We start from the raw sequence: 12664 nt of genomic DNA, 5'->3' as shown, positions 1-12664 counted from the left end.
TCTGCCGAGTCGATCGAATTCTCGAGTTGTCGAAGGGAAGACATGGATACGAACTGGACCGCCGTCGCGGCCCTGCGCGACCTCGGAAGGCGCACCAAGTTGCGCGTCGAGGTGGGCGCGACCGCGATCGCACTCTTTCAAGCCAACGGGCGTATCTATGCGTTCCGTGACCTGTGCATACACGCCGATCGCTCCCTCACAAAGGGCACGATTCTGCATGGGCGGGTGATCTGCCCAGGACACCAATGGGCTTTCGACCTCGAGTCCGGCTACGAAGAAGACCAAGACCTCTGCCAACCGACCTATCCCGTAACCGTCGCAGACGACGTCATCTACGTGGATTTGACACCGCGCACCGTTGTGGCGTCCGAACGAGAACAGGCCTTGTCATGACCGCAACCCTCGGCACCATCGTCTCCATCGGTGCGGGACAGACTGCCGCAGTTGCAGCACGTACGCTGCGCCGCAGGGGATTTGACGGCCGTATCGTGTTGATCGGCGACGAGAACCATGCGCCGTATCAACGGCCACCTCTGTCCAAGGAATTTCTTGCCGGCACGGAGTCGCTCGACTCCCTCATGCTGCTGCCGCCGTCCTGGCGTGAAAAGAACCACGTGGAATTGTTGACCGGCACTGCGGCGAGTCGCATCGACACAGGCGCGGGCGTCGTCGAGTTGGCTGACGGCCGTACGATCGCGGCGGACGCGGTGCTGATCGCAACCGGTGGTCGGCCACGTACGATGGCCGTCACCGGACCTGCCCCGGAACGTACGCACTATCTCCGCACTATCGACGATGCACAGCGCTTGTCGACCCACCTTCGTCCGGGAACACACGTAGCGCTCATCGGCGGCGGATTCGTGGGTCTCGAAATTGCCTCGACAGCAAGAAGTCTGGGGTGCGAGGTTACGGTCATCGAACGAGCGCCGATCCCGCTCGCTCATATCGTCGGCGCAGAAATGGGCGCCGTCTGCACCCGATTGCAGCGCGACAATGGAGTGCACGTCGTTACCGGCGTCGACGTCACGGCGGTCCACACCGAACAGTCGGAGGTTCGCATCTCGCTGAGTTCGGGTGAGATCGTGAGCGCCGATGTTGTTGTCATCGGAATCGGAATCGAACCGAATGTGGAGATCGCACGTGCATCGGGACTGGCCGTCGACAATGGAATAGTTGTTGACGTGCAAGGACGTACAGCAACGCCCAACGTTTTCGCAGCCGGGGATGTCGCTTCACGCTATTCCGACAGGGCGGGACGCCATATGCGGGTCGAGCACTTCGACAACGCCAGCAGGCAGGGCGCAGCGACGGCAAACCTGATGCTGGGTCGCGAAGGCGTCAACGATGCACCGCACTGGTTCTGGTCCGACCAGTTCGGCGTCAATCTTCAATTCACCGGCCGCGCCGAACATACCGAGATCGTCACGAGAGGCAACGTGCACGACGGAGAGTTCACAGCATTCTATCTCGATGACGGAATTGTGCGTGGGGCATTCGCGCTCGACCGCGGCGACGACATCGGGGCAGCGCGTGAGCTGATCGGCAAACAGTGTAGCGCAGACCGGTTGCGAGACATCGACATTGACCTTTTTGATCTGCTGGATGACGAAGAATTGGCGGCGAGCAACTGATGGGCCTGAACTATATCGACGGTAGATGGGTCGCTGCACAGTCCGGCGCGACGTTCGAGCGTCGTAATCCGGCTGATCGATCCGACGTAATTGGCACATTCCCGGACTCCGGACACGATGACGTCGAAATTGCCGTCTCCGCATTGATCAAATCAGCCCCGGCGTGGGCTGCGACCGCACCCGAACGTCGTGCAGAAATTCTGGAAGCTGCTGCGGCGAACCTTGAATCGAATGCGGCGGCTCTCGTCGACGAACTCGTTCGAGAAGAAGGCAAGACTCGCGCAGAAGCGACCATGGAAGTCGGGCGTACCCCGATGAACTTGCGCTTCTATGCGGCCGAGGCTGTTCGCACTACCGGAACCACATACCCGTCGCCGGGAGAAGGTCTCGTGTTCACCGTCCGTGAACCGGTCGGCGTTGTCGGGGCGATCACGCCGTGGAACTTCCCGCTGAACATACCGTCACGAAAGATCGGACCGGCACTTGCCGCCGGAAACGTGCTGCTACTCAAGCCATCCGAGTTGACTCCCTTGATGGGGCAGCGTCTTGTCGAGGCACTACTTGCCGGTGGATTGCCTCCCGGGGTTATCGCGTTGGTACAAGGATCAGGAAAGGCAGGCGCAGCCGTGGTTGCAGACAGCCGCGTCGATGCCATCACCTTCACGGGGTCCACCCAGACCGGACGGGCGATCCACGCCGCCGTCGGTCCGGAACGCCGCAGTCAGCTCGAGATGGGCGGTAAGAATCCGGTTGTAGTGCTGGAAGGTGCCGATCTCGACAAGGCAGCCTCATTGATTGTGAAGGGCGCCTTCGGGTTATCTGGCCAAGCCTGCACCGGAACAAGCCGCGTTGTTGCGGTTGATGCCATCCATGATGACCTACTCAGCAGAGTTGTTGTACTGGCACAGAAGTTGGTCGTCGGGGCCGGCGGCGACGAGGGCGTCACGATGGGTGCGTTGGCAAGCGCAGGACAATACCGAAAGTTCTTGGACTATGTTCAGGTAGGTCTGGACGATGGAGCTGAATTGATCTGCGGTGGAACGCCGCACGATGACAATGCTGATGGTTTCTTTGTTACCCCAACGGTTTTTTCTGGCGGAACACCCGAAATGCGCATCGTAACCGAAGAAGTATTCGGTCCACTATTGGTCTTCTTGCGCACCGAAAACTTCGACAGTGCAGTCGACCTCGCAAACAATACCGAATACGGCTTGAGCTCTTCGGTCGTAACCAACGACATTGCAACAGCGTTGGCTTTTGCCGCTCGGACGAAGACGGGACTGGTGAAGATCAATCAACCCACGACAGGCATGAGCATGAACGCGCCGTTCGGTGGATTCAAGGCGTCGAGCACGCAGACCAACAAAGAGCAGGCCGGCGAATCGATGATGGGTTTCTACCAGTGCGAGAAGACGATTTACCTGAGCGGGCTCGCATGAGCGCCGCCGACCACAGCACAATCGGAGAGGGGACCGTCATGGAACCAGAGAAGACCGCAGCAGATAATGTCGAGTTCGTCCGCGTAGCTCGGTCGGGTCAGGTGACGGAAGGACTTGTCCGTCGATTCTTTTCGGGCGAGCACGAATTCGCCGTCGCCCGACTCGACGGTAAGGCGTACGCGACGTCCAACTACTGCACACATCTTGACTGTCTCCTGTCTTCCGGCAAACTCGTAGAGGACGGCATAGGTTGTTCATGTCACGGCAGTGTGTTCGATCTCGAGACGGGTGAGCCGGTATATCCGCCGGCCACGGTGGCTATCAAGACATACGCCGTCGAAGAACGAGAGGGAGAGATTTTCGTCGGGTTCGACCCATCGGACACGACATCAGCTCCCCGCCGACGTGCAACCCGCGGCCTGACATGACCACAAGGCCACCAACCCTCTCGACCAGGGGCATGGTCTCTTCCAGTCATCCGGCAGCCAGCACGATCGGTGTGCAGGTTCTCGCCGACGGCGGCAATGCGATCGACGCGACACTCGCCATGGCGGCGATGACATGGCTGGCACTGCCAGGACAATGCGGAATCGGTGGAGACGCCTTCGCTGTAGTGCGTGAGCCCGACGGACGAGTCTGGACGGTCGGAGGAAGTGGATTCGGGCCAGACGGTGGAGAGACGGATTTCTACACAGATCAAGGTTTGACCTCGATTCCCTTGGACGGACCCCTTGGTGTTGCCGTACCGGGCGCCCCTGCGGCCCTGGCAGCACTTCATGCCAATGGGGCGACACGTTCTCTGTCTGACTTGTGGGAACCGGCGGCAGGTAGCGCCGAACGAGGTTTACCGTGTTCAGCCAAGACCCTCCAAGACATCCGGGAAGCCCATCTGGCGATTGCGCTGGATCCCGGCCTCGCCGCTGTCTATCTTCCCGGCGGCGGGTTACCTCATGTGGGGCAACAACTCCCCCAAATTGATCTAGCTCGAACGATTCGCTCACTTGCGTCCGATCCCGCGGACTTCTATCTCGGATCCTTCGCTCAGAAAGCTGTGTCGACACTGCGTGAACGTGGGGCGCCTTTCAGCGGTAACGAGTGGGCGGATGGATTCAAGGTCGACCCGGAACCCGCCATAGCCGGCACGTACGCGGGTGCGGTGGTATATCAGACGGCGATGCCGACGCCAGGCTGGATGGTTCTTCAGCAAGCCGCTCTGTGCGACCGTGTAGTCGGGTACTCGCCATGGATGGCGGCACCCGCGATCGACCGATTGGCATCGGCGGCCCGCCTCGCCTTCGAGGATCGCTTTGCACTGTGCGGTAGTGACAATGACGAATGGAGAACACTGCTGCTACCCGACACAGTGGCCCGATCGAGAGCATCATTGGATGCGAAGTCGAGGCGACGGGAGTTCAGTGTGGCCGGCGGGGACACCACGTCGATCGTCGCCGTCGACTCCGACGGAAGAGCGGTCAGCTTCATTCATTCCCTTGCCTTCACTTTCGGTTCCAAGATCACGGTCCCGGGTACGGGGGTAGTACTCAACAACAGGTTCGGTCGTGGTGCGTATCTGATTCCAGGGCATCCAAATTCGGCTTCGCCGCGACGTAAACCGGTGCATACTCTCAATGCTTGGATAGCAGCAGACACCGCGGGGGCACTGCTTCACGTGGGTAACACCCCGGGTGGAGACGGGCAGGTCCAGTGGAACATGCAATTGCTGTCCCATTTGCTCGACCACGGACTCGACCCGGCAGAGGCTGTGGCGGCACCGCGATTCACGGTTTACCCGGGCAGTGATTCAGACGTGATCGGTCGGCCCGCTGAGCTTCGGTGCGAATCAAGGATAGGAAAGTCCACGTTGTCCGAATTACGTAGTCGAGGACACGATGTGACGCTTCAGGGAGCATGGGATGGTGGTGGCAGCGCTCAGGTGATTTCACTCGATCGTGAGCGTGGGCTACTCAGCGGCGCAGCCGATCCTCGACAGGAAGGGATAGCTCTCGGTGTCTGATATTTCGTTTGTGCGAGGGCCCGTGCCGCAGGGACAGTACATGGCGGCAACAGTTCACGACTCGATTGCTTACAGTGCGGGGATGACACCGCGGATCGACGGAGTCCTCCAAGTGTCCGGAGTTGTCGGCGAGGCGGTAGACATTGCGGATGCGGCTACCGCTGCGGGGATGTGCGCTCGGAATGCGCTCACCGCAATTGCTTCGGTCGCAGGAGGGATGGATCGAGTCGAGCGCTGTCTGCGCATGACGGTGTATGTGGCTTGCGCAGACAACTTCTTCGATCTGTCGGCAGTAGCCGACGGTGCGTCGGCGGTGATCGCTGAAATACTCGGTGGGGAAGCACTTCCCGTTCGTGCCGCGATTGGCGTCAAGAACCTTCCGTCAGGTGCTCCGGTGGAAGTCGACATCACGGCCGTGGTCGATATGAAGCCTCACGCATAGTCGGTTTGGCTCCGTGAGACCTCGCATCGAGCGAAATATGATAGGTCTACAGCATCAAGGCAGGATCTGTGGTCAGTTCGATGTTGAGCCATGGTTCGTACGGCAGATCGGCGAGGTGTTTGGCGAATGTGCGTCGTACCGCATCTTCGTCGTCGATCTCCCACGTATGGGGAGGGACCATGAACATGGCTTCGATGTACAGCTTGCGGCCGACCTTGCTCATCGTCAGGGCTGGTTCATCCAAATCGAATTCATCGCGAACAGCTGCGATCGCGTCGTGGACATGCGCCTGAACCTGTTGACTGGGAGCGCCTTCGAGCAGTTCCACCAGAGCAGTTCGCAACAGAGCCAAGGGTTGTGGGACCAGCATCGCACAGCCGATCAGGACGAGCACGGAGTCGACGTATCGATCGGCATCGGAGAAATCGGTGCGCCCCAGGATCATTGCGACAACGGCGCCTACGGCAACCAGCGCGCTGAAGGCGGCCGAGGCTCCCCACTGCCTGGCCTCGGCCACCAGGAGATCGGATGTGCGGTCGACCTTTCCGACGTAGCGCCAGATCAGTACGGACACTGCTGCACTGATCGCGCCGTAAGCTGCGAGCGACCCGGCCGTCACATCGGCTCCGCCGGCCAGGATGACCCGTACGGCCTCTACGGCGGCGTACGCGAGAGTTGCCAACAATGCCATGCCCTGAATGGCGATCACCACCGGAATCAGAGCTTCCTTGCCGAACGGGAAGCGCGCCGTCGGGCCTGAATCTGCGATCCGGGAGACGCGCAGCGACATCCAGGTCAGAACCATGCCGATCAGTGCGTACACACCGTCGAGCAGGATTACCTGAGACTGCGAGATCCACCCCCACACCGCGGCCAGGACTGCCAAGGCTGTCGCAACCATCAGCGAGTACCGCAGGGTCTTGCGCTCGCGCTCCGCTGACTCTTCTTTGATGCCCATGACCCGCAACCGCCTTGTCGGTTTAGTAACTTCTTCCCGTAGGAATACCAGCAAAGTGGTTCCGAGAAAGACTCACCGCGCCACTCCGATGAGCGCAGAAGCCGTACTCGACGCAAAATAGACTTCTATGGCCGACCGTGGATTCACCCCGACACAGCTCGCTGCCCGAGCCGCCTATCTGCTGCGCGGTAATGATCTGGGCACGATGACTAGCGCTGCTCCCAAGCTTTATCCACATATGTGGAGTTGGGACGCGGCGTTTGTTGCTGTCGGATTGGCTCCGTTGAGTGTGGAACGAGCCGTTGTAGAACTCGATACCTTGCTCGACGCGCAGTGGAAGAACGGAATGATCCCGCACATCGTTTTTGCAAACGGCGTCGACGGCTATTTTCCCGGTCCGACGCGGTGGGACGTCAATGCGTTGGCTGCGCATGCGCCGATAGGCACGGCGACATCCGGGATTACCCAACCGCCGGTACATGCGATTGCCGTGCAACGAATCCTCGATCATTCACGTCGTCACGGCCGTACGACGCGAGCGGTTGCCGAGGAGTTCTTGGATCGGCGGTGGAATGATCTGGTTCGGTGGCATCGTTGGCTTGCCGAGGCACGAGATCTCGACGGTAATGGTCGGATAGCGCTCTATCACGGCTGGGAATCGGGGATGGACAACTCTCCACGTTGGGATGCGGCGTACGGGAATGTTGTTGCGGGACAGGTTCCTGCGTACCAGCGAGCCGACCTTGCTGTTGTAACGGACCTGACGCAACGTCCCAAGGATCACGAATACGATCGCTATCTGTGGCTGCTCGAAGAAATGAAATCGGTGCGCTACGACGACCAACAGCTTTCTACCGCAATGAGTTTTGCAGTCGAGGACGTATTTGTCTCAGCCGTCTTCTCCATGGCCTGCGATGTCCTGGCGACCATTGGCGAGGAACATTCGCGGCCGAACTCCGATGTGCGAGATCTGCGCGGTTGGGCAGACCGATTCCGTCGAGGTGTCATAGCCACGACGGACGAAAGAAGCGGCGCGGCAAAGGATTTTGATCTCCGTACGGGACGCTGGGTGAATACCGAGACCATCGCAATGTTTGCGCCATTGTTGTGTGGTGGACTTAGTCGCGATGCTGAACGTTCGCTGTTACGAACGTTCGAGGGGCCGAAGTTCTGCGGGCATCCGGACATGAGATTTGCCGTCCCGCCGTCCACTTCCCCGGTGTCCGGCGATTTCCGTCCGCGTGAGTATTGGCGTGGACCTGTCTGGCCGGTGATCACCTGGCTGTTCTCATGGGCGTTTGCGCGTCGTGGATGGGCTGAACGATCGTATGTTCTCCGGGCGGAGGGACTCAGGCAGGCCAGTGACGGCAGTTTTGCCGAGTATTACGAACCCTTTACGGGTGAGCCGTTGGGCAGCATGCAGCAATCCTGGACGGCGGCAGCGGTTCTCGATTGGTTGGGATGACCAGCGTCTGAATAGTTCGTGAAACAACAGACAAATCCGGCAGCAGTCCCTACGCTCGGGGAATGGCCGAGCGACGCACCGTCAGGACCTTAGGCAGACTAACCCCGATCGTGATGGCTGCGGCCGTTGCATTGACGGCCCCGGGTCTCGCTGCGGCTGATGCTCCCCGCGGGCCGGACGTTTCGTCTTGGCAGCATGTGGATGGAACCGGTATCGACTGGTTCCAGGTGCGGGCGTCGGGGCATGAGTTCGCGATGGTCAAAGCGACAGAGTCGCTGAACTACGTGAATCCGTATTTCGTCCAGGATTGCCTTCGCATGCGCGTTGCGGGCGTTGCGCGCGGCGCCTATCACTACGCAGACGTGCGAGCGTCGCCGGAAGCGCAAGCTGCGTTCTACGCGGCGATGGTCCTCGGTATCAACGGTCCTGGAGATTTGCCTCCCGTCCTCGATCTCGAAGACGCAAAAGGCCTGCCGGCATCACAGGTGATCGACTGGACTCACCGGTACCTGAACACCGTCCAGGCGTTGACGGGACGGCAGCCGATCATCTACACGTATCCCAACTTCTGGTACACGCAGATGGCGAACACAACCGAGTTCAACCACTACCCGCTCTGGATTGCTGACTACAACGGTCAGAGCGCTCCGGGACCCTTGCCTGGTGGGTGGTCGAATTGGACCTTCTGGCAGTACACGAGCACAGGACGCATACCGGGGATTGTCGGTAACACCGATATCAATGTCTACAGCGGAGCCCAGGGTGACTTCGGCCGTTACTCCAACAGCGTGGGGCTCGGCAGCAGCTAGGCGTGTGCGACTGCTTGCGCTCTTGCAGTGTCCTTTTCGGGCCCTCTGGCCCTATTCAGGACCTGGAAAGTTGTTTGCTGTGTCCCGTGATGCGTGACCGATTGGTCCGCATGTAGCTCTGTGGTTACGAGAAATTCAGCGGAGCGGTAGCCAAAATCGGGGAACACTTTGCTAGCTACGTGGGCTCAGATGATAGCTATGGTGGGAAATTGGCTGAAATCCCCCGTGGAAATTTTCACAAAACGGACTTGAAGTTTGGTCTTACCGGGTGGTTACAGGCACGTACCAGTGGCGTTTTGAGCCCCCTGCCATCCGTCTATCGGGGCTTCCCCTCACTTCGTTACCTACGGCCCTGAATGAATTGATTGCGATCGTTCATTCGATTTCGGCGCGTTCGGGCTGCCGACGGAACCATCGTCGGTTGTAAGTGTTCCGGGTCGAAGTTCATACGCTGTGGTGCATCCAACAGCGGTTATGCGCACTGGTCATTTGTCTAGATCTGCCAGGACACCCCATTATTCCAGCGACCCGGCGTATCCAGCCAAAACGCCGCTTCAAGTCGTGTGTGACCCAGCGACGGCCAATTTTGTCAGATTGTCCGGTTGGCCAAAGCTACCCAGCGGACCTTGTTCGATCAACGAAGGAAAGCGACTATCAGTCTGCTTTATCCATCTTTCGGTGGGCAAGCTCCCGGTTATCTGTTATCTTGATCGAGATAACTGGAAGATTGCTCTCGATTTGCATGGATTTCGAGGGCCAAAGTCCTGCACAGGACGGCTCTTCCAACACGCAGGTGTTACCCGAAGAGGAGCTCGAATGGCAGGACCGGCAGCAGCGTCCGGTGCGAGGTCGATCAGCCGAAAACCGGCGCACCGACCCGAACCAACCGATCAAACGGGAGTTCGCGCAATCGCTCTCGCATCTCCGTCCACCGAATATCGATCAGGCACATCCTGGGGAGCTAGAAATGCCTAACGACTTACCGCCGACAAGGTCGGCTTTATTCACCGCAGGGCTACCGCCCTGGGTGCGAGCGTGGACGGTGGTGTGGACCACCATCGCGTTGATTCTCGGCCTCTCCGGCGCGACGGCAGTAGCTGCATCAGCACAGCCGGCCGCGACGCTCGGCGGTCCCGTTCAGGCTCAGACGCCGGCTCGCGCCGCTGTTCTGCCGGACGAGCAACCGCCCACTGGTTGTGCGTTCAGTGCGCCCAACACCGGCAATCTCTCGCAGAACATCTGCTGGATCGATATGTCGACGTTCAACCAGGCTGCCGCAACCTCAGCAGCTGGACAGCCGATGACAGTCAAGCTGACGGATATCTACTCCATCAGCTTCAATGCCAAGCTGGTCAACTCGATTGACGGATCCACGACAAAGCCGCATACGGGCGTCACTGCGCGTCCCTTGCCTGCCGAGGCGAAATTCTCGTCGCTCGGCACTGTCGCGTATACGGGTGTTCCCAACACGGTCAAGCCTGCTTTGTACCAAACGGTTCCGGACATGAACGGGTCGACGAGGGTCCAGTCCGGCGGAACAATCAAGCTCGACAATATCGTGATGAATGGGCCTAACGGATCCGTCAACAATTACGGGCTTGTTGTGGCGGATGCCGAATCGACGGACCCTGTTGCCGATAACAACAAGGAGTTCCTGTCCTTCCAGTCGGACAAGAACTTTCGTCAGATCGATCGCACCATGGGTATACCCGGAACTGCCGGATGGCCGCCGATTCGGGCCTGCAACGGCACGGTCGGGGGCGCCGATGGACTGACCGGGTTGGGAACGAACTCGGTTCGGTGCGACTCGTGGTGGGACAACGATTTCAGCAAGAATTACTCACCTGGAGCGGTAGTACTGGCTGCGACAGCGCCGACTTCCTTCGCGGGCACTTTCGGAAACACCACGGATTCAACGTCCCGACAGGGTGTTGCGTTCGGCATCTTGTTGCCGAGGGTCAAGATCGACAAGGAACTTACGCGAGTCAGTCCTGGCGACGACTTCACCATCGGAACAAGCACCGGTACTTTCGCCGATGCAAATGCTGCGAGCGGACAGGTGCTCAAGACCACCGATACCGGAGCTACGGATACCACCGCGTCCACCGGTTGGCGGATGCTCCTCGCTGACACGACGCCTACCCCCGTCACGTTCTGGGAGAAGCCCACTACTTCGGCGACCAAGACCGCGAACTACGCGACGAAGTGGGACTGCCAGGTCAATGGTGTGGCCAAGAATCTTCAAGCTGGTGGAGTTGCGCAGACAGCATTGGCACCTGGTGACAACGCGTACTGCAAGATCATCAATACCCCGGTTCTCGTGAAGAAGTCGTCGTCACCACCTACCGGTGAGACTGTCAATATCGGCCAAACAATCACCTACACTCTGAATTTCGAGAATCCCGGCACTGCGCCGGCAACGATCGACTACACGGACTTCCTTGCCGACGTCATTGATGACGGAACGGTTGCGGTCGGTGCTGCTACAGGCGGACTCACCGCTGCATTGGATGGCGCCGACAAAATCAAAGTCGGCGGCACATTGCCAGCCGGCGGCAAAGGGACAGTCACCTACACCGTCACGGTCAAAGACGGTGGTAACAAAGTCCTGAACAACTACCTCGTTCCGGGGACAACAACTCCTCCCACAACATGTGATCCTGCAACCAATCTCTGCACGACGCATCCCATGCCCGGGTTCACAGTCGCGAAGACCGCTGTGCCCGCGACAGGTTCGACGGTTCAGGCCGGCGATACAATTACGTACACCGTCACCGGTGCTAACACCGGCAAGACGGCCCTAACTCCCGCGACGATCAAAGACGATCTGAGTGCGGTTCTCAACAATGCTGCTATCGTTCCGGGCTCGCTGAAGGCGACCGTCGACGGTGCTGCTGTCGCTGCTCCGACCCTGTCGGGCAGCATTTTGTCGTGGTCCGCCAATCTCCAGGCTGGTAAGTCTGTTGTTCTGAGCTACCAGGTGAAGGTCAATGCCGGCGTTGCCGCGGGCACGGTTCTGAACAACAAGGTCACGGGTACTGCGAAGCCGCCGACCGGTCCGGACATCACTCCTCCTACGGTGGAGACGAATCACTCGGTTCCCGGCTTCAAACTGGAGAAGACTGCTGATCCGATTTCCGGTTCGACGGTTCAGGCCGGCGAGTCGATCAAGTACACCGTCACCGGAACCAACACCGGCAAGACGAACCTTGATCCGGTAAAGATCAACGATGATCTGGGTGCGGTTCTCAACAATGCTGCTGTCGTTCCCGGTTCGCTGAAGGCGACCGTCGACGGTGCTCCTGTCGCCGCCCCGACGCTGTCGGGCACCACGCTTTCCTGGACCGGACTTCTCGAAGCCGGTAAGTCCGTTGTTCTGACCTATGAGGTGAAGGTCAACGACGGCGTTGCCGCGGGCACAGTCTTGAACAACAAGGTCACCGGTACTGCGAAGCCGCCGACCGGTCCAGAGATCACTCCTCCTTCGGTGGAGACGAATCACTCGGTTCCTGGGTTCACGGTCGCGAAGACAGCGGATCCGGCGCCGGGTACCGGCGTCAATGCTGGTCAGACGATCACGTACACGGTGACGGGTGCGAACACCGGTAAGACGACCCTTGATCCGGTGGTGTTGACCGATGATCTGTCGAAGGTTCTCGACAACGCGACGCTCGTGGCCGGTTCGCTCAAGGCGACGGTCGATGGTGCTCCTGCCGCTGTTCCGACTCTGTCGGGGACCATGCTCTCGTGGACTGGTGCGCTCGAAGCGGGTAAGTCGGTTGTTCTGACCTACCAGGTGAAGGTCAACGACGGTGTTGCCGGCGGCACACTGATCAACAACAAGGTCACGGGTACTGCGAAGCCGCCGACCGGTCCGGAGATCACTCCTCCGCCGGTGACGACCGA

Annotated in this window: 10 protein-coding genes; 9 read left to right on the top strand and 1 reads right to left on the bottom strand. The window is 59.6% G+C overall.

All coding sequences use genetic code 11. The features are described 5' to 3' along the window. Positions 1-42 precede the first annotated feature (42 nt). From C7T36_RS13350 to C7T36_RS13325, 6 genes are read left to right on the top strand one after another with little or no spacing between them, the layout of a single operon-like run. Positions 43-393, top strand: a complete 351-nt coding sequence (locus tag C7T36_RS13350) for a Rieske 2Fe-2S domain-containing protein (protein ID WP_033235258.1) — start codon at positions 43-45, stop codon at positions 391-393. Then, complete coding sequence (locus C7T36_RS13345) at positions 390-1631, top strand: NAD(P)/FAD-dependent oxidoreductase (RefSeq protein ID WP_045066004.1); 1242 nt, start codon at positions 390-392, stop codon at positions 1629-1631. Before C7T36_RS13350 ends, C7T36_RS13345 begins: the two co-directional genes overlap by 4 nt. After that, positions 1631-3070, top strand: a complete 1440-nt coding sequence (locus tag C7T36_RS13340) for an aldehyde dehydrogenase (protein WP_045066003.1) — start codon at positions 1631-1633, stop codon at positions 3068-3070. The genes C7T36_RS13345 and C7T36_RS13340 overlap by 1 nt, the downstream gene beginning before the upstream one ends. Positions 3071-3108: 38 nt before the next feature. Continuing rightward, on the top strand, positions 3109-3498 hold the full coding sequence (locus C7T36_RS13335) for a Rieske 2Fe-2S domain-containing protein (protein ID WP_033235411.1): 390 nt from the start codon (positions 3109-3111) through the stop codon (positions 3496-3498). Further along, positions 3495-5084 (top strand): gamma-glutamyltransferase family protein, encoded by a 1590-nt coding sequence (locus tag C7T36_RS13330; protein WP_045066002.1) that lies wholly within the window; start codon positions 3495-3497, stop codon positions 5082-5084. Before C7T36_RS13335 ends, C7T36_RS13330 begins: the two co-directional genes overlap by 4 nt. Continuing rightward, complete coding sequence (locus C7T36_RS13325) at positions 5077-5526, top strand: RidA family protein (protein ID WP_258190609.1); 450 nt, start codon at positions 5077-5079, stop codon at positions 5524-5526. The genes C7T36_RS13330 and C7T36_RS13325 overlap by 8 nt, the downstream gene beginning before the upstream one ends. Before the next feature lie 46 nt (positions 5527-5572). Here the strand turns inward: C7T36_RS13325 and C7T36_RS13320 are convergent, their stop codons facing one another. After that, complete coding sequence (locus C7T36_RS13320; RefSeq protein ID WP_033235253.1) at positions 5573-6484, bottom strand: cation transporter; 912 nt, start codon at positions 6482-6484, stop codon at positions 5573-5575. 127 nt (positions 6485-6611) lie between these two features. On the opposite strand from C7T36_RS13320, the gene C7T36_RS13315 reads away from it, so the two are divergent. The 3 genes from C7T36_RS13315 to C7T36_RS13305 form a co-directional block, all read left to right on the top strand. Next, positions 6612-7949: an amylo-alpha-1,6-glucosidase gene (locus C7T36_RS13315; protein WP_045065999.1), complete on the top strand. Its 1338-nt coding sequence runs from the start codon at positions 6612-6614 to the stop codon at positions 7947-7949. A 62-nt stretch (positions 7950-8011) separates the two neighbouring features. After that, entirely contained in the window at positions 8012-8758 is a 747-nt protein-coding gene (locus C7T36_RS13310) for a glycoside hydrolase family 25 protein (protein WP_045065998.1), read from the top strand. Between the two features lie 967 nt (positions 8759-9725). After that, positions 9726-12664 (top strand): isopeptide-forming domain-containing fimbrial protein (locus C7T36_RS13305; RefSeq protein ID WP_258190608.1); only part of this gene is annotated, 2939 nt, incomplete at its 3' end.

Origin of the sequence: Rhodococcus sp. AD45-ID, from assembly GCF_003023755.1 — a bacterium.
Lineage (GTDB): Bacteria > Actinomycetota > Actinomycetes > Mycobacteriales > Mycobacteriaceae > Rhodococcus_F > Rhodococcus_F globerula.
This window is presented reverse-complemented; position numbering and strand designations above follow the sequence as displayed.

Bases quoted from the DNA above. Each gene is read 5' to 3' on its own strand.
- C7T36_RS13350 (WP_033235258.1), top strand. From the start codon at position 43: ATGGATACGAACTGGACCGCCGTCGCGGCCCTGCGCGACCTCGGAAGG.
- C7T36_RS13345 (WP_045066004.1), top strand. From the start codon at position 390: ATGACCGCAACCCTCGGCACCATCGTCTCCATCGGTGCGGGACAGACT.
- C7T36_RS13340 (WP_045066003.1), top strand. From the start codon at position 1,631: ATGGGCCTGAACTATATCGACGGTAGATGGGTCGCTGCACAGTCCGGC.
- C7T36_RS13335 (WP_033235411.1), top strand. From the start codon at position 3,109: ATGGAACCAGAGAAGACCGCAGCAGATAATGTCGAGTTCGTCCGCGTA.
- C7T36_RS13330 (WP_045066002.1), top strand. From the start codon at position 3,495: ATGACCACAAGGCCACCAACCCTCTCGACCAGGGGCATGGTCTCTTCC.
- C7T36_RS13320 (WP_033235253.1), bottom strand. From the start codon at position 6,484: ATGGGCATCAAAGAAGAGTCAGCGGAGCGCGAGCGCAAGACCCTGCGG.
- C7T36_RS13315 (WP_045065999.1), top strand. From the start codon at position 6,612: ATGGCCGACCGTGGATTCACCCCGACACAGCTCGCTGCCCGAGCCGCC.
- C7T36_RS13310 (WP_045065998.1), top strand. From the start codon at position 8,012: ATGGCCGAGCGACGCACCGTCAGGACCTTAGGCAGACTAACCCCGATC.